The organism is Vibrio sp. 2033 (genome assembly GCF_033339735.1).
Window position 1 is genome coordinate 176,705 of record NZ_JAWOVC010000001.1, and the last position, 22,708, is coordinate 199,412.

Consider the following 22,708-nt stretch of genomic DNA (forward strand, 5'->3'; position numbering starts at 1 on the left):
CCATCCGTCATCATTTTAATGTCTAAACTTGGTGCAAGATCGCAAAGACGATCGTTTTAGTGAACAAATATGAGCCAATACTGAGCACCAATAAATCAATAGAAAGAGAAAAAACGTCATGAACATTGATTTGAACCTAATTCCTCAAACGTTCGATATGCTTCACGCTGGCCTAACCGCATCGAGCGTTTTGCTTCTTCTAGTTGCAGTGTCGCGCAAATCAAAAGTGGTCGAGAAAGTGGTAGAAAAACCAGTCGAGAAAATCGTCGAGGTTGAGAAACCAGTTGAGAAGATCGTTGAAGTAGAAAAAGTAGTGGAAGTAGAGAAAGTCGTAGAGCGTGTTGTAGAAGTTGAATCAAAACTTGCAACCGCATCAACGGACTCTGCAATGCAGCTGCTTTCTATCATGCAACAAGAAGCTCGTCTGATTGACTTCCTAAAAGAAGACCTAACGTCATTCTCTGATGAAGAAGTAGGCGCAGCTGCTCGCGTAATCCACACTGGCGGTCAGAAAGTACTGAACGACTACGTGACGCTAGCGCACGTTCGTAACGAAGACGAAGAAACTCGCATTACGGTTGAAGAAGGCTTCAACCCACAAGAAATCCGCCTAACTGGCAACGTAACAGGCAGCGCGCCATTTAACGGCACGCTAGTTCACAAAGGTTGGAAGGCAACATCAATGACGTTGCCTAAACTGGCTGAGAACTACGACGCATCTGTGATCGCTCCAGCTGAGGTTGAGCTGTAATGGAACACATGAACCAAGAAAACCATTCTCAAGAAGCGTCTGTTGAAACTCAACAGACGCCTAAATTCAGTGTTGGTATCGACTTAGGTACAACACACTGTGTGATGTCTTTTGTTGATACTCACGACGAAGACGCTCGCGTTGAAGTGATGCCTATCCCGCAGTTGACTGCGCCGGGTACGGTAGAGACTCGCAGCCAATTAGGCTCTTTCCTTTACCAGCCGCACGAACACGAAATGAACCCGCAATCACGCGTTCTTCCGTGGTCGAGCGAGCCAAAAGCTCTAGTTGGTGCAATTGCACGTAACCTAGGTTCAAAAACACCAATTCGTCTTGTTGCAAGTGCGAAATCTTGGCTTTGCCACGCAGGTGTGAACCGTCGTGATGCTTTCCTGCCAGCAGGTAGCCCAGAAGAAGTGGAAAAAGTCTCCCCTCTTCGTGCGACAGAGCTTTACCTAGAGCACCTAAAAGATGCTTGGAATCACACCAATCCAAATCACAACCTTGCCGATCAAGACGTAACTATTACAGTTCCTGCTTCTTTTGATCCTGCTGCTCGCGATCTAACTGCAGAAGCAGCACGCAACGTTGGTTTTGTGCACCTAACGCTTCTAGAAGAGCCACAAGCTGCGCTTTACAACTGGATTGATAACAGCAACGACAAATGGCGCGACGAAGTTGAAGTTGGCGACATCGTACTTGTGGTCGATATCGGTGGTGGTACAACCGACCTCTCTTTGGTTGAAGTAACCGAAGACGACGGCAACCTAACTCTGAACCGCATCGCGGTAGGTGAACACATCCTACTTGGCGGTGACAACATGGACCTTGCACTTGCGTACCGCTTGAAGATGAAGCTAGCGCAAGAAGGCAAAGAGCTACAGCCATGGCAAGTGCAGGCAATGACACACGCATGTCGCGACGCGAAAGAAGCGCTATTGAACGACAGCGAACTTCAGTCAGTGCCAATCGTAGTACCAAGCCGTGGTTCTAAACTGCTTGGCGCAACGCTGAAAACAGAACTGACTCAAGAAGAAGTACAACAAACACTGGTTGACGGCTTCTTCCCTCAAGTTGCGATTACGGACCACCCTGTTCAACGTAACCGTGGTGCACTAACGCAAATGGGTCTGCCTTACGCACAAGATGCAGGCATTACTCGTCACATTGCAGCGTTCTTGTCTAAGCAAGCCAATGCTCTTTCTGCTTCAGGAAATAGCGCAGAAGCAGCAGCTCAAGATTTCAACCCATTCGCTAACATGCCTGGTATGCCAGGTTCGGATGCAGCGCAATCGGCTGACTTCATCAAGCCAACGGCAATCCTATTCAACGGTGGTGTTCTGAAATCGAAACTTCTAGCAACTCGTCTAGAAGACACGATCAACGAATGGTTAATTGAAGCAGATGCAGAAATGGCGAAGCGCCTAACAGGTGTGGATCTAGACCTTGCGGTTGCTAGCGGTGCGGCTTACTACGGCTCTGTACGTCGTGGTCAAGGCGTTCGTATCCGTGGTGGTATTGCTTCGGCGTACTACGTGGGTATCGAAAGTGCGATGCCTGCGATTCCTGGCATGGCGCCTCCAATGGAAGCACTTTGCGTTGCACCATTTGGTATGGAAGAAGGTTCCAGCGTTGACGTACCAAGCCAAGAGTTTGGTTTGATCATCGGTCAGCCGGTTAACTTCCAATTCTTTGGCTCAACGGTTCGTCGTGATGACCTAGCAGGTACTCACCTAGACTACTGGGCACCAGAAGAGCTTGAAGAGCTTCCAGAGATCCAAGTAACGCTGCCTGTATCTGAAGGTCGTCGTGAAGGCGAAGTGGTTCCGGTAACCCTAGCCTCTCGCGTCACTGAGCTTGGTACGCTTTACTTAGAAGCCATTGCCGCTGATAACGGTCAAAAATGGCATGTTGAGTTCGATGTGCGCGAAGACGCGAAAAGCAACTCAAACGAAGAAGAATAAATAGAAATCAAACGGCATCCAATCGGGTGCCGTTTTTAAATACACGAAGGTTTGTATGGCATCTCCTCGTTTTCTTGTTGGTATTGACCTTGGCACCACAAACACTGTGGTGGCGTATTGTGAAATTACCGACAACCTTGAACAATCCGAAGTATCCCTATTCGACATCGACCAATTGATTGGTCCGGGTGAAGTGGTTCGTAAGCCATTGTTGCCCTCTTTCCGCTATCACCCAGCGGTTGGTCAAATCTCCCCTTCTGACCTAACACTTCCTTGGGAAAACGAACCTGTATCTGGCGACATTAGTAATGTGATCGTGGGTGAATGGGCTCGTGAATTAGGCGCTAAGGTGGAAGGACGTCAAGTATCCAGTGCTAAAAGCTGGCTATCGCACCAAGCAGTGGATCGTAGTTCAGACATTCTTCCTTGGGCGGGCGCGCAAGACGTAGATAAAGTCTCACCCGTTATTGCCAGCGCAAGCTACCTCAACCACATTCGTCAAGCATGGAACTACCGTCACCCTAGCAATAAGATAGAAGACCAAGATGTGGTTGTGACCGTTCCAGCTTCGTTCGATGAAACCGCTCGTAAGCTCACGCTTGAAGCTGCACAGCTGGCAGGTTTAAAGAAAATCGTCCTGCTCGAAGAGCCACAAGCCGTATGTTACGACTGGTACGCACGCCACCAGCAGACCGCTGCTGATGAACTCAAAGAGTTGCCGCTGATTCTGGTGTGTGATGTGGGCGGTGGTACTACCGACTTGAGCTTGATTGAAGCCAGTTTCTCTTCTCAAGATGAGCTAGCCCTTGACCGCATTGGCGTTGGCGAACACTTGATGCTGGGTGGTGATAACCTCGATTTAGCATTAGCACACCTTGCAGAAAGCCGCTTCAACCAAAGTAAGAAGCTCACTGCCGCAAGCCTGACTAAGTTGATTCAGCAAACTCGCAAGGCGAAAGAAAACCTACTTTCATCGAGCGCACCTGAAGAAGTAAAAATCACCATGCTGGGCAGCGGCTCGAAACTTCTTGGCGGAACAAAGAGTATTGGGCTGAGCAAACAAGAAGTGCACCAAATCGCTTTAGATGGCTTCTTCCCGCTTTCTGATTTCAGTGAAGTGCCGGACAAACGCCGCAGCGCGGTTGTCGAGTTTGGTCTTCCATACGTTGCTGACCCAGCGGTGAGCAAGCACGTTGCCGAGTTCTTAACTCAGCACCAACAAGTTGCTCGTGCCGCTCTCGGCATTGAAGACGAAAAACAAAATGCAATTCCGGTAGGTTTGCTACTTAACGGTGGTGTGTTCAATAGTGAACTTGTGACTGAGCGAGTCACTACCCTCCTTTCCGATTGGCGCGGCGCTCCGGTTACGGTATTAGATAACCCACATCCAGATTGGTCTGTTGCACTAGGTGCTGTTGCGTTTGGTAAAGCACGTCGTGGTGCACAGCTAAAAATTGGTGGTGGTGCAGCGCGTTCTTACTTCTTGCACCTTCAAGAAAAGAACAAGATGGGCAAAGCGCTCTGTTTGCTTGCAAAAGGGACAGAAGAAGGTCACGAGATCCGCTTAAGTGGTCGTCGTTTCTCGCTTACCTTGGGTGAACCCGTTCGCTTTAACCTGCTGACTTCCACCCACGACACCTTAACCAATAACACCGCCATTCAAAACGGTGTGATGGTGGACGTTGACCCCGACTTATTTGCTCCTCTGCCGCCTTATATCACCACCCTTGAAGGTGAAGGCGCTGAACTACAAGCCAACCAGAAAGAGCGCGTAGAAGTACAACTGGCGTGTCAGTTGACCGAAGTCGGCACGCTTAAGATGGAATGTGTCAGCGCAGAAGACGATAACAAACGTTGGGAGCTGGAATTCGAAGTTCGTAACAAGCAAACCGATGACAGCGAGCAAGTTAAACTTCACCCTAAACTGAACGAATGTAAAGAGCTGATCGCTCGCCTTTACAGCGGTAACAAGAAAAGCGCAGAAAGCAAAGAGATCAAAACCTTAGCCAAAGATCTTGAGAAGAAACTTGGCAAACGTGATGAATGGGATTTCACGACCCTACGTCAACTGTTCGATACCTTTGCACAAGGTCGTAAGCGTCGTCGCCGTTCTGAACAACACGAGAAAAACTGGCTTCGTTTGGCAGGTTTTGCACTGCGTCCGGGGTTTGGCGATCCAACCGACTCATGGCGTATTGAGCAAGTTTGGGGTCTCTACCAACAAAACATTCAGTTTAAGAACCATCAAGGTTGGACCGACTGGTGGGTGTTCTGGCGTCGTATCGCAGGTGGCTTGAGCCAAGAGCAACAAGAGACCATCTTGGCGGACATCGCGAAATACCTACACCCTGGCGCGATGAAAAACCCACAATCCGCCAAAGCAGCGCAAGACATGGGTTACGAGTCGATGGTTCGCTTGTCTGCCTCTCTAGAGCATCTAGAAGTCGAAGACAAAGTTCTATTGGCTACGTGGTTCTTGAGCAAAGCCATCAACCATAACCAGTTCGAACAAGCACACTGGTGGGCAATGGGCCGCTTGGCATCACGGACGCCTTTATATGGCAGTCAGCATAACGTCGTTCCTCGTGAACAAGCGGAACAGTGGTTGCCTAAGCTGTTAGAGCAGAACTGGCAGAAAGAGCCAATGATCGCGTTTGCAGCTGTAATGATTTGTCGTAAGACGGGTGACCGCCTATTCGATATCTCAGACGACTACCGTGAACAGGTACTGGCTAAGTTGAAGCAAAGCAAGGTACCTGAGTCTTGGGTATCATTGGTTGAAGAAGTCAAAGAGCTATCTGAGAGCGAATCGAAGCGTATCTTCGGTGATGCACTGCCAAGCGGTCTGACCCTGGTAAATAACTAGGCTCTCACGCTTATAAACGCAACAAAGCCCTTCTCGTGAAGGGCTTTGTTTTATCTGATTCTAATAGCTGACGAAAGACGACTCGTTAGTTCATTTCCGTATTGATCACCACATCACGCGTTTCATTATCCATATCACTGATGCCAACAACTGAGATTTCACGGTCAGATAAATTCTCAATCATGCTGTCTTCTAACCCACCGTCCGTCATCCACGCATAGAATTTTTCCGCAATACGATCCGAACCTTCTCCGACAAACGTTAATGTGACCTTCTTCATTTGTGACACTCCATCAATTTACGATTCAGCCACTTAAGCGTAGTATGTTTCGCAAATATCGACATAAACTAGGACTAACTTCTTTTATGAGTATCGAAAAATTTGACGCGATTTATCAGCGCGCTGCCGAGCGTAAAGGTGGTGAAGATCAACTTGAAGCGCTTTTGTCTCATCCACTAAGCAAAGAAGAGCTGGCAGCGATTCCCGACGACCGTTGGCTGGCCGCTTTTTCTATGAAAGTATTCCAAAGTGGGATTTCGTGGAGCGTGGTTCGCAACAAGTGGCCGAACTTCGAAGAAGTGTTCTTTGGGTTTAAGATTGAGCCGCTATTGATGCTGTCGGATGAGCAATGGGAAACCAAAGCAACAGATAAACGCATTATTCGCCACCTCACTAAAGTCATGTCGATCCCTGCCAACGCACGTATGATCCACGAAGCAAAAATCGAATACGGCTCGTTTGGCAAAATGGTTGCCGATTGGCCGCAAGAGAAAATCACCGACCTATGGGCGTATTTGAAGAAACGCGGTAATCGCCTAGGTGGCAATACCGGTCCTTACACACTTCGTCAAATGGGCGTTGATACCTTTATCTTGTCTAGCGACGTTGAAGCTTACCTGCGCAATTGCAAGATCATTGAAGGTGGCAAAGATACGAAAAAATCGCTCGATGCAACCAACAAAGCGTTTGTTCAATGGCAGCAAGAAAGTGGCAGAAGCCTGTCTGAGATCAGCCAAATCATTGCGTTCAGCACCGGCGATAATCGCATTTAATCCAGACTGAACACAAAATAAAAACGGCGCACTGATCATTGTTAGTGCGCCGTTTTTATTTTCATTGGTCTATTTCACCTAAACACAGGCTTACTTTGAAGCCAGTGATTCCCACTCAGTCAGTAGCTGCATAATACGGTGAGAGTCTTCCCATGTTGCACAAGGGTTCTCTAACGATGTACGCCCTGCTTCAACCGCTTGGCGAATATTGCGCACTTGATAGAAGAAAGCGTCTCCAGCTGCCGATACAGACACCTCGCGCTTCGACGTCTCGTAAATTTCCACACTAAACTGGTTGTCTTGCGTTGGTAGCCATGGATTCGAGTCTAACGTAATACTGCCTTTACTACCCAGAATAGTGAATTGGTGTTTCAATCCATGATCTTCGGCGGTGTGTACGCTCGCCGTTTGTTGCTCACCGAATTGCATCATCAAACTCGATTCACAGATATTCCCATCGTTACCTCGTCGACCAATCGCCGTCATAGAGCGGTTTCCAAAGGCTTGTTCACCCAACATGGTTTTCACCACCAAATGCACCAATGACATTGGGTAGCAACCTAAGTTATACAAAGCACCTTTACTGTCTGGATTAACAAACTGCGCAATCGACGCAATATAAGACGTGTGGATGGAGCGAAGTTCACCAATCTCTCCCGATTTAAGCACAGAAACCAACTCGCTGATCAATGGGTGATGTAAGTACATCAAACCCTCAGCAAAGAATACCTTGTGCGTTTCGACGGCTTTTAGTGCCAACTCGGTTTTTTCCATATCTACCGACAGTGACTTTTCACACAGGATCGCTTTGCCCTGCTCAGCCGCTTTTGCGATAAAGTCATGATGAAGGTGATTTGGCAGTGCGATGTAAATAATGTCGACTTGCTCGTCGGCAATCAACGCATCGTAATCGGTGAACGTATTCTCGATGCCATATTGCTCAGCGAATGCCTTTAAGTTCTGCTCCGAACGCCCAGCAACCGCGTACAGTTCACTCTTGTCATCGCCTTGGATTGCCTCAGCCATGACACCTGAGATAAAGCTTGTGCCTAAAATACCCCATTTCATGTTCGCCTCTCCTATTGAGCTTGGGTTTCGAATGCTTGAACTAACTCTGCCATTTCAGCCGCAATAAACGCTTGTGTATGCGGCATAGCAAAATGCGCTTCAATCGCGGCGCGGTTTTCATATCGCTCCCAAAGAATCACACGTTGTGGATCTTTAGAATCGTAGGTCGCATTCGCTTGCAAGCACCCCGCTTCGCTTTGCATATCAAGGCAAAATTGTTCAATGGCTTCAACCACTTGTTGTCTTGGCTTATCAGCATTCATTTTCAGTTCGGCGGTAACAAAAATCGTCTCGCTCATGATGGATCTCTTTCTCCATTCTTAATCATACGCCCACTGTAATTAACCTCATTTGATTGATAAACTCTGCTGTAGTTATTTCTTTATCAACTCTGGGTGTGCAATGGATAAATTAACAAGCATGAAAGTTTTCGCTTACGTGGTCGAACACGGCAGCTTTCGTAATGCTGCACACCACTTTGATATTTCACCGACTATGGTTGGCAAGCACGTGAGCTTTCTTGAGCAAAGCTTAGGTACACAGCTGATTCATCGCACCACGCGTAAACAGTCCTTGACCGAAGCTGGCAGACTCTACTACCAAGAGTGCCACCGCATTATTGAAGACATCACCAACGCAGAGAACCTGATCCAGACGCTGATCAACCGTCCAACCGGAACTGTAAAAGTTAACTGCCCTGTCACGTATGGCAAAAAGGTCATTGCGCCCATCGTGGCTGACTTCTTAGCTGAATTTCCCGATTTGAACGTTGAGCTGATGTTGGACAACAATTTGATTGACCCATATCGAAGCGAAGCTGACGTGATTATTCGAATCGGTGAGTTGGTCGATTCGTCGTTAGTCGCGAGAAAATTGGGTGAATACCACATGACTTACTGCGCCTCACCCTCTTACCTTGAGCAACATGCCCCTATCCAATCGCTTGATGACCTTGAACATCATCATTGTTTGGGGTTTCAGTATCACCAAGGAGAAAGCCAACAAGTGGTGAACATGCCATCTAATACCTTTGGAAACAGCAACACCCGATTAACGTCTAACAATGGCGATGTGCTTAAGTTTGCCGCGTTAAAAGGCTCTGGTGTTCTTCTGCAACCAAAGATCTTAGTTGAACAGGAAATCCAATCTGGTGCCTTGGTAGAAATTCTCCAGCAACATGCTCCCAAGCCAAAACCGATCCACCTGCTTTACCGTTCAAAACAGCTTTCCCTTAAAAACCGTACCTTGGTCGATTTTATTCTTTCTCATGTGAATCCATAACGTCACCCCATAAAGCGGCGACAATTTAACCATTTAATTAACTTTTATTGTCGATATGACAAATATTATTGCTTGTTAATTGTCTTTATTTTTCATGTTGTTAGTCAGAGACACCCATTAACTAGGCATAATTTATTGATTTACACCAATTGCATTGCTCTGACAAAGTGACTAGGATTGCCGCCTTTCCTGAGTGAGCTATCAAAAAAATATCGAGAAATTTAATCTAATTTCTCTTCCTGTTCGTGTGCAATCACAACATTTACACTCATTTCAAATTGCATAAGCACATTCCTTTGCTTATGAAAACGACATTGATTTCTCAACGCTTTTAGTCACGTATGTGGCTTTTTGGCTTGAGAGAGATTTTTATTCAAGGTAGGTCACAAGGACGCTACCCCTTGACTGCATTTACTGGAGGATAAGATGCCTAAAGGTCTAATGCTGACTGACTTAGCCATCGCTGGCTTACTATTGATTTTGGCAAAAGTCATTCGCGTTCACGCGCCATTACTACAGCGTATGTACATTCCATCGGCGGTTCTCGCAGGATTATTCGGTCTAATTTTTGGACCAGCCCTGTTAGACGTACTGCCTTGGACCGATACGTTTACCGCTAACGCAAGCCTATTAACTGCTGCACTTTTTTCTGCGTTAGGTCTGGCAACGGATGTTCCATCACCTAAAACCGTCGCACAGCGTGCTGGCTCATTGTGGGTGTTTAACCAAATCGCTTCTGTTTCTCAGTGGTTGTTTGCGGCAATGTTTGGTCTAGTTCTCACAACCTTCTTCTGGCCAGAGATTAATCCTGGCTTTGGTGTGACAATGTCTGCGGGTTTTATGGGCGGACATGGCTCTGCATCTGTTGTTGGTGAAATCTTCACGGGGCTTGGCTGGGAAGATGGCTTCACACTTGGCTTAACGTTCGCAACCGTGGGTATTTTCATCTCGATTTCTGTCGGCATGCTCATGCTGCAATTCGCATTGAAGATGGGTTGGATTCGTAGCTTTACGACCTTCGACAGCATGGACGAACACGAACGCAAAGGCCTTGTTAAGCCTGATGATCAAGAACCGGTAATGAAAGACACCATGTCTTCCCTGTCGGTTGATTCTTTTGCGATTCACGCGGCGTTGGTTGTAGTGGTAACAGCTTTCTCGTATGTAGCGGCTAACTACTTATCTTCTTTCCACGATAAGGTACAAATCCCTACGTTCGTAACTGGCTTCCTTGGCGGCATGCTCGTGCGAATCGTCGCGAAACAAACGAAAGCTTCACGCTATCTTTGTGACGGTGCATTCAAACACGCTGCGGGCATCAGTACCGATTATTTGATTATCTTTGGTATCTCAGCCATCAAGATTACCGTCTTAGCCCAGTATTTAATGCCGATGGTAGTGCTTGCAATCGGCGGTATCGCCTTCACACTATGGCTAATCTTCTGGGTTGCCCCACGTATCATGGGCGAAGATTGGTTCGAGAAAGGCATTTTCTCTTGGGGTTGGTTAACCGGTACAGTTGCCATGGGTATTGCGTTGCTTCGCATTGTTGATCCAAAAATGCGTAGCAAGGTGCTTGATGATTACGCCATCGCTTATGTCCCTGGCTCAATCACTGACATCTTCATCATCTCTCTGATGCCAATCGCGATGTATAACGGCATGCACTGGCAAGCGCTTGGTGTAGGATTAGGTTACATCGCAATTGTCTTATTTATTTGGCGATTCATTTTTAAACGTAACAGCAGTGCTCTGACACACGAATCTTAGTCGCTTTACTCGGGAGGATTTTATCCTCTCGAGTTCATTCCTTGGTTTTTATCAAAATCACTCCTCATCTCGAAAATAAGCAACTTGTTTTATATTTGAGATTTGCAATCCCGATCTCTTACTATCATTCTTTTTTAATACTTGACCTGAAAGTTTCTATATCAGAATAGCCGCCTATTCGTTTCTAAAACATGGAGAAAGGCTGTGCGTCGCTCTCAAGGATTTACTCTTATTGAACTCATTGTGTGCATCATCATTCTTGGTATTGTAAGCGTCGTTGCATTTCCTAAATTTCTTGGCTTACAAAAAGATGCCAGAGTTGCGGTTCTATATGGAGCCAGAGAAGCACTCATGACCGCCAACAACTTTGTCTACACCAAAGCAGTGATTCAATCTCAAGAGACAGTAGATGGCGGCATACAATATAACATTGATCTAGATAATGACGGCCATAACGACCTAATTGGTTACTTTGGATTTATCAAAAATGTTATTCCAGCAAAAGAGCTAGCGGGCTTTGATCCGCAACTCACTATCAACACTTGGTATGGGGTAGACAGCCCAGACGAACCCTACTTCCTTATTGGTTTTGCAAACAAGCCTGTTGGTCCAGAACATATGTGTTATGTCGAAGTTTACTACCCAGAAACTCCTGGTGGCCAAGTGAAATACAAAATACAAACTGACGATTGCTAATTCCCATAGAGAGTGGCAGTAACACTTTTACTTTTGGTGTCTTCATCGTTATTGCAAGGTCATGGCTCCAAAACCACCATTAACAACTATTTCACATAATGTCGTCGCACAGTTAGCTCATAGAGATAAAACCAGTAATTTGCGCCGACACATGGTTATAATTGAAACAATCTATCGTTTTTAAACCCGCCTATAACTTGTGCTTGTAAACTCATCATTTCGCTCAATAATAGTTCTATAACAAATTCAATAATTTAAAGCGGGAGGCGCAATGAGAATATTCTGGCAGCTACGTTGGTATTTCCAACAAAAGTGGAGGCACTATGTCGGATCCATTCTGCTTTTCGCTGTGATATCAGCACTACAGCTTGTTCCGCCCAAAGCAGTTGGCATCATCGTTGATGGTGTCGTAGACAACACTTTAGATACAAATACGCTGATTCTATGGCTCTCAGGGTTAACTGTACTGATCTTTACTATTTATGGGTGTCGCATCTTATGGCGAATTTGGCTTTTCGGCGCAAGCTGGGAACTCGGGACCATTCTACGTAACCGTCTATATAGGCACTTATCGACACAGCCACCTCGTTTTTTTGAACGTTACAAGACGGGGGATCTGATGGCTCGTGGCACTAATGATGTGCGTAATATCGTTATGACAGCCGGCGAAGGGGTTTTAACCGCCGCAGACTCTTTGATCACTGGTATTGCGGTTTTAATCATTATGGTAACGCAAGTAAGCTGGAAGCTCACCGTAATGGCGCTTCTTCCAATGCCATTTCTTGCCATCATCATCTTCTTTATTGTGCGTATCCTACATCAACGCTTTCGTGTCGCTCAGGAAGCCTTTTCTACCATGTCAGACATGACACAAGAGTCACTTAATGGCGTGCGAATGCTGCGTGCTTTCGGATTAGAAAACCAAGAGCAGCAACGTTTTGAAGAGGTTGTGGATGATACTGGCGAAAAGAACATCGCTGTCGCAAGAGTCGATGCTAGATTTGACCCGGCAATTCAGTTAACCATCGGTCTTTCTTTCCTTCTTAGTGTCGCTGCTGGTGCTTACCTTGTTGATAAAGGTGAGATCACGCTTGGTGATCTGACCGCATTTACGATGTATTTAGGGTTGATGATATGGCCGATGCTGGCATTCGCATTCCTATTTAACATTTTAGAAAGAGGCTCTGCCGCATGGAACCGACTACAAGAGATCTTTGATGAAAAGCCAGAAATTATCAGTGGCAATAAGCCAATAGAAAATAAACCACTTCCGTTGAAAATTGATATCGACGATTTCCATTGGTCTAGTGATTTACCGCCCGCTTTGACGGAAGTAAACATCGAACTGGAACCCGGAAAAATGTTGGGAGTTGCAGGGCCGGTAGGAAGCGGAAAATCGACCCTGTTAACGCTACTTTTGCGTCAACATGATTTAGAAAACGGCTCAATTAAATTCGGTGATGTCGAGATCAAGGATGCCCTACTTCCACAGTGGCGCAACCGTTTTGCTGTCGTTAACCAAAGTCCGTTTCTATTCTCCAAATCTATCTTCGACAATATTGCCCTAGGCAACCCTAATGCAGAGAAAGAAGAAGTCTATAGAGCAGCAAAGTTAGCCTGTATACATGACGATATTGAAAAGTTTCCTGAAGGCTATCAAACAGAAGTTGGTGAAAAAGGCATTACACTCTCCGGCGGGCAAAAACAACGTATTGCGATAGCACGCGCTATGCTGCTGAATGCTCAAGTGTTGGTTTTGGACGATGCACTTTCCGCTGTTGATGGACGGACCGAACATCAAATCCTTAAGAATTTGGAAACATACTACCGTAATCAAGCCCTAATCGTTATTGCGCACCGCCTCACCGCATTGGAAGCAGCAGACGAGATCATTGTATTGAATCACGGACACATTACTGAACGTGGGCAACATAGCGCGTTATTAGCGCATAAAGGCTGGTACGCCGAGATGTTCGAGTATCAGAAACTAGAGCAGGCGATGGAGGAATAATGAATGAACCAGACCAGCACGTTTAAACGGTTAATGTCTTACCCATTATCTCAACCAAAGCCAATGATTAAAGGACTCGCCTTGTTGTTTATTGCAGCGTTAGCTAGCGCCGGCGGCCCTTGGTTGATTCAATATTTCATTGATGAGCACATCGCTAAAGGTGACTATTCACAAAGTGTTCTGATTTCGCTAGCAGTAGGTTATATCGCTCTTCAGATCGTATCGGCAACATTCCAGTATTTTCAGTCATTGCAATTTAGCATTGTCGCGGCTAACACGATCAAAGCGATTCGTAAGCAAGTATTTTCTGGCGTGATTAAGCAGCCGTTATCTGCGTTTGATTACACGCCTGCTGGAAAATTGGTGTCGCGAATTACCAACGATACGGAATCTTTACAGCAATTTTATGAGCTTTTGATCGCGACCGTGGTAAAAAACGTGGTCATGATTGTCGTAATGCTTGGCGTTATGTTTTTCATGAGTTGGAAGCTCACACTCGTTGTGCTTGTATTGCTGCCGATCGTCATCGGCTTTATGTACTTGTTTAAACAGCTAAGTACAGAAAGCTACCGAAAGATGCGTGACCTATTGACCGATATAAATGCGAATCTGAGTGAATCCATTCAAGGGATGAGTGTCATCCAATTAATGCAACAAGAAGAGCGTTTTAATAAACAGTTCAACGAGCTAACCGCAGAGCATCTGGTGGCATCTAAACGAGTGATTCGGCTAAACGGCTATCTGCTAAGACCATTAATGGACTTACTCGCTGGTCTTGCGTTGCTTTGCTTGGTTGCGATCTTTGGTTTTAATGGTATTGAGTTGATTGGTGTGGGGGTACTGTATGCATTTATCAGTTATCTTGCGCGAGTTACTGAACCACTAATTGAGATGACTCAGCAACTTGCTCTACTTCAGCAGGCGTTAGTATCAAGCGAACGTGTTTTTGAATTGATTGATGCGAAAGAACAAACTTACGGGGGCGATCATCAACCATTAAGGTCAGGTGCTATCGAACTTAAAGACCTCACATTTAGCTACGATGGTAAACAGGACGTCCTAAAAGACATTTCGTTGAAGGCCAACCACCAAGACTTTATCGCGCTTGTCGGGCATACGGGAAGCGGTAAAAGCACATTAGCGTCACTGTTAATGGGCTTTTATCCAACGCAATGTGGTGAACTGCTCATAGATGGTCGTCCACTTAAAACATTAGGGAAAGACGTACTTCGCAAAGATGTGGCAATGGTTCAACAAGATCCACATATTCTCCCTGCTTCAGTCAGAGAAAACATCTCTCTCAGTCGGGCGGTTGATGACAATCAAATATGGGATGCGTTAGACAAGGTAGGTTTGGCAGAACAAATTCATCGTTACCCTAACGGGCTAGACACGCAGTTAGGTCAAGGCGAAACTAATTTATCTGCAGGTCAGAAACAGCTTTTGGCGTTAGCACGTGTGCTTGTGGTAAAACCTAAGATATTGATATTAGATGAAGCAACCGCAAATATTGACTCAGGAACAGAGGCTTTAATCCAAAAGAGCTTGGCGGTACTCAGACAAGACATGACGCTCGTTGTTATTGCTCATCGGCTTTCAACTATCCTAGATGCAGACCAAATCATTGTTCTTCATCATGGGGAGTTAGTCGAGAAAGGCACACACAAAGCACTCTTAACGCAAAATGGTCGTTATGCTCAAATGTATCAGTTACAGCAAGCAAACCGACATCTACAACAGATTGAAGAAGACACCAAGCAACTCGAAGAAGCGGTGTGATTTTATGCCCGTGCCTTCTTTTTATTTAGTTGGCATGGGCATAATTGGTGTAACTTCAAAATTTAGCCTTGTTAGCTTCCAATTTCTTCATAATGTGAACTAATTTTCTATTTCTTACCTATTATTGACATAACCCCTCGCTATATCGCGCAAGGTCGTTGTAAAATCGTACGGTACTTAAGTCTACTGCCTGTGGCATTGGACGGAATTCCGCTTTCTAATTATGCACATTAATCTCATGACACAAGTCCATGGACAAAGATAAGTTTACTAACATCTATCGCTTGCCTGGTTCGATTCAAATTCGTATCGGTAAATGGCAAAAGACGTTCCGCGGCACCTCTGATTTAGTTTTACATCAGGCGCTAATGGAGCGTAATAAGCAATTTAAGAAGCCAGACTTTTTACCTAAAGGCTGGTGTGTCACTCCTATTGATGAAAACGACATTACCATTACGCATCACGGTAAATATATCCAAACCGTTATGCGCACAATGCTGGACAGAAAGGTCTCATACAAGCGACTGTTCCTATCTCGAATGACTCTCGAAGAAGGTGAAAAAGTGCTCCACAATTACAAGCTGGAGTGGGTAAGAAAACATAACCAGATCGCCAAAAAGTACAATCAAATTAAAAAGAAACAATATATGAATTTTGCAAGAGAAGAAGAGGAAACCCTCTACCCTTCGATTCCAAAGGGTGAGTTTGACAAAACGTTATGGAACAAACTTGTCGTATCATCGTTTGGCCCGCAGAAAAAGTACAAAAACCCGCACTTTGTCCGTAAAGCCGATTTCTAAATAAACACCCCTAAAGTTAGGGGTGTTTATTTATACGTTAACTCACCAGTCGTAAGTTAAACTTGCAATAACATTTTGTCGGTCGCCATACCAACAAAAACCATCACATGTCGCTATGTACTTTTTATCCGCGATGTTTTTAGCTGCGACTTGTAGCTTGTAATCGCCGATTCGATAACTGACCGTCGCATCCATTAAGAAATAACTTGGTACTTTTAGTCTCTCTTCATTGTCTCCGTATGACTCACCTGTATAGCGCGCGCCTAAGCCAACAGCAAAGCCATCAAGAGGTCCATCAAAGAAACGATAATGTGCCCAAGCTGATGACACGGTATTCGCCACTTGGGAAGGTGTTTTGCCAACCCATGCCTTATTGATGTCTTCTTTTATCTCTGCATCAACGTACGCAATGTTCCCGATCAATGTTAAGGATGGTGTCACATTAGCTACAGCTTCAAACTCAACGCCGTTATTTTCTATTTTTCCTATTTGCGTTAATTCACTCAAGTAGATACGAGCCAAGTTTTCTTTTGTTGCCCGATACGTTGCAATATTGAAATAACCATCAAATGAATCCGGTTGGTATTTCATACCGATTTCAAATTGATCACCGCTTTCAGGCTTCGCTGGCTTACCATTGCTGTCTTCTTGAATAATTGGATCAAAGTACTGAGAGTAACTAAAGTATGGCGTGAAGCCAGAATCAGAAATATAAGCCGTTCCCACGCTAAACGTCCACTCTCCATGATCGACTTTCGTGCGAGCACCCGTGGTAACATTATGTACTTCATTACTTGTATCGTCGTAACGTGCGCCCAATAACATCGCCCATTTATCGTTGATCAGCATATGATCTTGAAAGTAGACGCCGAGCTGCTGATTATCGATTTTCGTTCTTTGTTTATCGGTTTCGCTCAATGGTTGTAGCGTATTCGGATCGAGTAACATTATGTTATCCGAATAAGTAGGATTAAATACATTAAACCTAGGATCGGGCAAAGCTCCCATTGGTGTGTTTAATAATGCATTACCATTAGCAACGATAGGGTCATTGGCAAAATCTTTACCATCGATACTGATCATTTGAAAATCTATGCCCAACATCAAGTTATGCTCAACACTTCGCCAATTTACTTGGTGCATCAAACGATTATCGATATTAAAAGCATCAGATGACCCATCTTCTGTTGAAGCACCCCGAAGTATGGTTTTGCGTTCATTTGATGGGTCCAAAACCGGCCCCAACGCAGGCACATCAGCCGAGTAAACGTACGAATACATTTGTCTTAGCTTAACATCCATTTCGCTGTAACGAGCTGCTTGAATAAATGAAGTGGTATCATTAAATGCATGAGAAAACTCATAGCCTAAAGACACCTGCTCACGCTCAAACGTCTCCCAGTTAGGATTGCCTATCGCTAAACTATCACTGATCTTTCCATTTTTGTTTGGCGTTAACGTTCCTTCAACTGGCAAAAATTGCAGATAAGGATCTGAGTCGTCTTTTTGATAGCTCGTTAGAAAGGTAATTTCAGACGCCTCATTAAATTTGTACGTCATCGATGGAGAGAGAAGAATGCGCTCTGCTTCTACCCCACTAATTCTCGTCCCATTTTTTCTCGCTAACCCTTGAAAGCGGAAAGCTAGCTGCTCACTCACCTCAGAGTTTACGTCAAGAGAAAGTTGTTTACGGTCTTCAGAACCGTACTCCAAAGATACAAGTCCTGACCCCCCATCAAATTGAGGTCGCTTACTGACAACATTGATGACCCCACCAGGAGGGTTTTGCCCATAAAGAACAGACGCTGCACCACGTAAAACTTCAACCCTTTCCAAAGCAAACGGATCTATTTGCCAACTATAAAAACCAGAAGAATATAAACGGGTACCATCTTGATACAGCCCGCTGTTCGCCTGTTTAAAACCACGAATAATAAACCAATCTTGCTTGTTATCTTCGCCGAAATAATTAGTTTGAATACTTGGTGTGTACTGTAGCGCGTCAGAAATGCTAATAGAGGCACGATCATCCATTTGTTCTCGCGTAACAACAGATACCGCTCTTGGGGTTTCATTGATGGCAATATCAGTTTTCGTCGCTGCCCGACTCTTCGCTCCGAGATAACTAAAATCTGGACCAACTGCACTGTCTTGCTGCTGTCCAATCACAACTATATTTTCATCTTCCTGAGCCAAGACATTTGGCGTTGATACAGCTAATACAACCGCCATCGACGTTGGTGTCAGCATAAACTGCCGAGTCATATTCTCTCCTTTTTGTCGGCAGCCAAACCAACCCTTCATGACTTCAGCGACCGCTGAAAGAAAAGCGAGTTACGGCATCGCCAGTTGTTTCCGTAAAAGACAAACCAGAGGTTTTGCATAAAGCACTCGCATAGGTTACGAATGCCACTACGAGTGCTTATTTGTATAAGTACTTTCTTGGTTGAGGCTTAGCTCATTTCTATAAGCGGCGTAAACCCCACATTAAATACAAACCGCCAATGAGAGACGCCATAAGCCCTGTTGGTATTTCTTGCGGGTAAAGGACCTGTCGTCCCAACCAATCAGCCAACAACATCACCCCTGCCCCCAATATCGCGGCGCATAACATGTGTTGTGACGCTTTGTTAAAACCAAATAAGCGAGCTAAATGCGGAGCCAACAACCCAACAAAGCTAATCGGACCAACAACCAATGTCGCACTGACCGTGAGACAAGCAACTAAAAGAAGCAGTGTTGCGCGTGAACGATCAACTCGAATTCCAAGCGCTTTAGAGGAAGCGGCACCGACAGGAAGAATATCTAGCCATCTTACGCAGAGAAAACTCAACCCTATAAAGACAAGCGCAGATAAAGACAACGGGAGTAACGTTTCAACCGAGACATAGTAGGTAGACCCTGACAACCAAGCCAATGCTTGATAACTTCTTGGGTCACCAGTGGCTAGAATAAAGCTCTGTATTGCATTCATCAGTGCGGTTATCGCAATACCAGTCAACAAAATACGCTCCGGCTGAAAGCCTGATTTACGGTTTAGCAGCACAATGACTAATACCGTCGCTAATGCACCTACGAGCCCGCCTAGAGAAAGAGTGAAAATTGACGAACCAAACCCAGTAAACATCGCGATGATCAATCCCATCGCTGTCCCTGAACTGATACCGATCACTTCAGGACTTGCCATTGGGTTTCCACTTAGGCGTTGAATCATGGTTCCAGCAATCGCTAACATTGCCCCCGCAATTGCTGCTGCAAATAATCTAGGTGCGCGCCACTCCAAAAAAATCCAATTTTGGCTAGAAAATAAGTTTGCCCACCCTTCATTTTGCACAGCAACCGTGGCAAAAAGAACAACAGAAATTAACGTGCCGATCAACGCCAATGAGATCGCTTTAGGGTTTAGCTTGTAAACATGTTCACGATGTCGAGTTAACACTGTTTGAGTATGGCCCTGCGTCTTTTGTGATAAGCGAGGTAACAGCCACAACAGTAGCGGAGCGCCCAGTGCAGCGGTTGCTGCTCCCGTTGGTATAAAACTCGCCATTAGCCCTGGCAGTTGCTGAATAACCAAATCGGTTAAAGTCAATAACATGGCACCAATCAGCATTGATACCCAAAGCTTATGCTGGATTTTATTGATACCTATCAATCGAGTAATCGCTGGCGCCGCTAACCCGATGAAACCGATGATTCCTACGACAGAAACCACCCAAGAAGTGATTAACACCGCAAGCCCAAGACAGACAAAACGCAACTTAGCTAGCGAGACACCTAAACTCTTGGCACCTTGCTCGGAGAGTTCCAACAGACTTAACGGCTTTGCAATCACAAATGCAACGACCGTAGCAAGTGCGATTCGAGGGGCAAGATACGAGAAATCTCCCCATCCACTCTGAACAAGCGAACCGGCTCCCCATATCATTAACCCATTCAGCTTTTCGGTATTCATCATCAGAATAACCGTACTTAATGATGCAAAGTACAGGTTTATCACTAACCCAGAAACGACGACAACCGTTGGAGATAACGCTCGTCGCCATGACAACAGCATCACCAACCCCATCGATATCACACCGCCGATGAGAGCAACCAAATTAGGCGCGATATCCAACATCCAAGGTGCGAATAGCGTAGCTAACATCAAAGCAAAACTTGAACCGCTCGCCACACCAAGTGTCGTGGGTGAAGCGAGAGGGTTACGCAGCACTTGCTGCATCAATACCCCAGCAACCGCTAATCCAGCACCAGATATAATCGTGGTGAAGACTCGAGGCCACCAGCTAAAGTGAAGTAAAACAGAATCGATAGATTGAAAGTTAGGCTCCCATAAACTGCTTAGAGCCAACGAAAATGAGCTTACTTGGTACAATTGGAAAGCACCAATAGAAAAGGTAAATGCCGAAAGTAACACCACAAAGCTTAAAGGCATCGTTTTCATTGTGTTAACTCCTCGACCTTACTCGCCGTAACTAACTCTGCGAAACGGAGAGCTGAAGGCATAGAACCAAAACTCCAAACGGGTGCGACTTGCATGACCTTTTCACCAGATTGTTGAACAACATATTGCCAAAATGGGTCTTGAGAGAGCTGCTCCGCTCCACCGTAAGGTAATGGCTCTACGATAACAATTTGAGCTTTTATGCCAGCTAACTTGTCGATGCCAACTAGGCTAAAGCCCCAGCTATTCGTCTTTTCATTCCATGCATTACTCAGCCCAATCTTTTCGATAGCCTGAGAGTAAAGACTATTTTGACCAAAAACACGAACGTGCTTCGTATCCATAAACTGAATCATTAAAAGCGGCGGCTGGTCTTTGTTTATGCGCTGTTTTAATAAAGAGAAACGTTTTTCATATTGTTGGATAAGCGCCTCTGCTTCCGCTTCTCTTCCCAGCTCTTCACCAAACCTCCGAGTGAAACGAGTAAGTACCGACCAATCTGTGATCCCGCTTTCATATAAGTCAATCGTGGTAACGGGGGCAATATCGACTAAACGATGCTTCATTGAGGAGAAGTACGGGGCAATAAAAATACGGTCAGGTCTGAGCTCGTAAATACGCTCTATATTGGGTTGAGTTCTTAACCCTACATCCTTAGTTTGAGGTGGTAACGGTGGCGATTTTACCCAAGCATCGTAATCTTGCCCTTGAGCGACGCCTACGGGCACAACCCCTAACGCCAACATCGTTTCAGTTTGTGTCCAATCAACCGACATCACCCGAGGTGATGCGTCAGCTAGTGCTTGAAAAGAACTGACCAAAAGCGCACTAAGTGAGAGAGCGAAAGAGAAATGTTTAAGTCGAGTGTTTGTACTGCTCATTATTCCAACCTTTAGCTTGGCATCGCCACCGGGTAACCCGCAGGGTGGTCAGAGATCATCATCTCTATCCCATATATGTCCCTCAACTTAGGTTCAGTAAACACCTGTTCAACATTGCCTTGTGCAATCAAATCACCTTGATGTAATGCAACGATGTAGTCGCAAAATCGTGCAGCCAAGTTGATGTCGTGTAATACGATAATAACGCCCAAGCCCAGTTCTTGACTGAGTTTAGAGATAAGCTTCAACATATCGACTTGATGGCTGATATCTAGCGCAGACAAAGGCTCATCAAGAAGCAAATACTCGGTTTTTTGGGCTAACAGCATAGCTAGCCACACACGTTGACGCTCTCCTCCAGATAACGTGTCCACTAAGCGATCTGCGTATTTTAGTGTGCCTGTCATCGCCATTGCTTCTTCAACAATGTCGTGATCTTTCTTACTCAAACGTCCAAGTAAACCATGCCATGGATAACGACCAAAACCGACTAAATCTCGACCTAAAATACTGTCGGTCACTGGAAGATGCTGAGGCAAGTAGGCAATGTGTTGGGCGAATTTTTTCGCTGAGAGATCGTTAATGCTCGTTCCATGCAGAACCACGTCACCAGCGGTGTATGGCTGTTGCTGTGCCAGCAACTTTAACAATGTGGATTTTCCTGAACCATTGTGTCCAACAAGAGCGTATGTTTTTCCGGGTTCAAATGTCACATCAAACGCTTTTAGCAATGACTTGCCTTCAATCTCAAACTGGAGTGCTTTAGCTTCCAACATCCCTACTTCACCTAATAGCCATTTACGAATAACAGTTATTCAGAGCTCTCATTCGTTGATCACGTTTGCCGTTCTTATTCAACAGAACGATTAATAAGGGAGGTTTTATATAACAACAAAGATACAAATGCAAACCGTTGTCATTATCATTACATCAACAAGATCATTGAGAGAATTGCTAAGTGTTAGTGATAATTTGCTCGGCTGAACTTCATTAGTAAATTATAGGCAGGTCAACGAGAGTAGCGGTCTCCCACTGCTCTCGCATAAATTTGAACGAATACTGCAGCGTATGAAGAAATGAAAAATGCCGCAGTGAATACATTAATGACGAGCGTCAGCGCCAAACTCTACTTCTTTATAGATATCGGCCAGCGACTTTTTACCTTGTTTGTCTTTGGCTGAACGCTTTTTCTTAGTTTGATAATGGTATTCTTGCTCCTGAAGTGCTTGTTCGTGCTCTTTTGCTGACTCAACAAACTCAGGATTTGCAAGTGCTTGTTGGCGTAAGCGGTTTACTCTTTCAAGGGTTTCCCACAACATACTTCACCTCCAAACTTGTTACTGTATA

18 protein-coding genes are annotated in these 22,708 nt (G+C 45.3%); 10 read left to right on the plus strand and 8 right to left on the minus strand.

What is annotated here, in order from left to right; genetic code table 11:
• Positions 1-118 precede the first annotated feature (118 nt).
• The 3 genes from R7P74_RS00750 to R7P74_RS00760 are packed head-to-tail and all read left to right on the plus strand — an operon-like array spanning position 119 to position 5,581.
• On the plus strand, positions 119-751 hold the full coding sequence (locus R7P74_RS00750) for a DUF2760 domain-containing protein (RefSeq protein ID WP_017634945.1): 633 nt from the start codon (positions 119-121) through the stop codon (positions 749-751).
• A complete protein-coding gene (locus tag R7P74_RS00755) occupies positions 751-2,715 on the plus strand; it encodes an Hsp70 family protein (RefSeq protein WP_225472899.1) in 1,965 nt (654 codons plus the stop codon). The genes R7P74_RS00750 and R7P74_RS00755 overlap by 1 nt, the downstream gene beginning before the upstream one ends.
• Before the next feature lie 55 nt (positions 2,716-2,770).
• Entirely contained in the window at positions 2,771-5,581 is a 2,811-nt protein-coding gene (locus R7P74_RS00760) for an Hsp70 family protein (protein ID WP_137281968.1), read from the plus strand.
• Between the two features lie 85 nt (positions 5,582-5,666).
• Here the strand turns inward: R7P74_RS00760 and R7P74_RS00765 are convergent, their stop codons facing one another.
• Complete coding sequence (locus tag R7P74_RS00765) at positions 5,667-5,861, minus strand: hypothetical protein (RefSeq protein WP_005377692.1); 195 nt, start codon at positions 5,859-5,861, stop codon at positions 5,667-5,669.
• 86 nt (positions 5,862-5,947) lie between these two features.
• Between R7P74_RS00765 and R7P74_RS00770 the strand changes: the two genes are divergently transcribed.
• On the plus strand, positions 5,948-6,634 hold the full coding sequence (locus tag R7P74_RS00770) for a DNA-3-methyladenine glycosylase I (RefSeq protein ID WP_005377694.1): 687 nt from the start codon (positions 5,948-5,950) through the stop codon (positions 6,632-6,634).
• Positions 6,635-6,724: 90 nt separating this feature from the next.
• On the opposite strand, the gene R7P74_RS00775 is transcribed toward R7P74_RS00770, so the two are convergent.
• Positions 6,725-7,702 (minus strand): Gfo/Idh/MocA family protein, encoded by a 978-nt coding sequence (locus tag R7P74_RS00775; RefSeq protein ID WP_262634171.1) that lies wholly within the window; start codon positions 7,700-7,702, stop codon positions 6,725-6,727.
• Positions 7,703-7,713: 11 nt separating this feature from the next.
• Positions 7,714-8,001: a putative quinol monooxygenase gene (locus tag R7P74_RS00780; protein ID WP_005389066.1), complete on the minus strand. Its 288-nt coding sequence runs from the start codon at positions 7,999-8,001 to the stop codon at positions 7,714-7,716.
• 103 nt (positions 8,002-8,104) lie between these two features.
• Here R7P74_RS00780 and R7P74_RS00785 point away from each other — a divergent pair, with 103 nt between their 5' ends.
• The 6 genes from R7P74_RS00785 to R7P74_RS00810 all read left to right on the plus strand — a co-directional run bounded on the left by R7P74_RS00785 (position 8,105) and on the right by R7P74_RS00810 (position 16,039).
• Positions 8,105-8,983, plus strand: coding sequence for a LysR family transcriptional regulator (locus tag R7P74_RS00785; protein ID WP_053350570.1), 879 nt, complete (start codon positions 8,105-8,107; stop codon positions 8,981-8,983).
• Positions 8,984-9,409: 426 nt separating this feature from the next.
• The gene (locus R7P74_RS00790; RefSeq protein ID WP_318122520.1) at positions 9,410-10,753 is read left to right on the plus strand and encodes a sodium/glutamate symporter; all 1,344 of its coding nucleotides are present in this window, start codon (positions 9,410-9,412) and stop codon (positions 10,751-10,753) included.
• Positions 10,754-10,957: 204 nt separating this feature from the next.
• Complete coding sequence (locus R7P74_RS00795) at positions 10,958-11,449, plus strand: type II secretion system protein (RefSeq protein WP_005377704.1); 492 nt, start codon at positions 10,958-10,960, stop codon at positions 11,447-11,449.
• Positions 11,450-11,720: 271 nt separating this feature from the next.
• Positions 11,721-13,460, plus strand: a complete 1,740-nt coding sequence (locus R7P74_RS00800; RefSeq protein WP_025998567.1) for an ABC transporter transmembrane domain-containing protein — start codon at positions 11,721-11,723, stop codon at positions 13,458-13,460.
• A 3-nt stretch (positions 13,461-13,463) separates the two neighbouring features.
• A complete protein-coding gene (locus R7P74_RS00805) occupies positions 13,464-15,239 on the plus strand; it encodes an ABC transporter transmembrane domain-containing protein (RefSeq protein WP_047102215.1) in 1,776 nt (591 codons plus the stop codon).
• Between the two features lie 251 nt (positions 15,240-15,490).
• Positions 15,491-16,039, plus strand: a complete 549-nt coding sequence (locus R7P74_RS00810; protein ID WP_054576911.1) for an MSHA operon transcriptional regulator — start codon at positions 15,491-15,493, stop codon at positions 16,037-16,039.
• Positions 16,040-16,081: 42 nt separating this feature from the next.
• On the opposite strand, the gene R7P74_RS00815 is transcribed toward R7P74_RS00810, so the two are convergent.
• The 5 genes from R7P74_RS00815 to R7P74_RS00835 all read right to left on the minus strand — a co-directional run bounded on the left by R7P74_RS00815 (position 16,082) and on the right by R7P74_RS00835 (position 22,680).
• Positions 16,082-18,304, minus strand: a complete 2,223-nt coding sequence (locus tag R7P74_RS00815) for a TonB-dependent siderophore receptor (RefSeq protein WP_225472890.1) — start codon at positions 18,302-18,304, stop codon at positions 16,082-16,084.
• 199 nt (positions 18,305-18,503) lie between these two features.
• Positions 18,504-20,480 (minus strand): Fe(3+)-hydroxamate ABC transporter permease FhuB, encoded by a 1,977-nt coding sequence (gene fhuB / locus R7P74_RS00820; RefSeq protein ID WP_225472889.1) that lies wholly within the window; start codon positions 20,478-20,480, stop codon positions 18,504-18,506.
• Positions 20,477-21,361 carry an iron-siderophore ABC transporter substrate-binding protein gene (locus R7P74_RS00825; RefSeq protein WP_054574124.1) on the minus strand — a complete coding sequence of 295 codons (885 nt, stop codon included), beginning with the start codon at positions 21,359-21,361 and terminating at the stop codon, positions 20,477-20,479. The genes fhuB and R7P74_RS00825 overlap by 4 nt, the downstream gene beginning before the upstream one ends.
• An 11-nt stretch (positions 21,362-21,372) precedes the next feature.
• Positions 21,373-22,137: an ABC transporter ATP-binding protein gene (locus R7P74_RS00830; RefSeq protein ID WP_005377721.1), complete on the minus strand. Its 765-nt coding sequence runs from the start codon at positions 22,135-22,137 to the stop codon at positions 21,373-21,375.
• A 324-nt stretch (positions 22,138-22,461) separates the two neighbouring features.
• Positions 22,462-22,680 (minus strand): hypothetical protein, encoded by a 219-nt coding sequence (locus R7P74_RS00835; protein WP_005377723.1) that lies wholly within the window; start codon positions 22,678-22,680, stop codon positions 22,462-22,464.
• Positions 22,681-22,708: the final 28 nt, after the last annotated feature.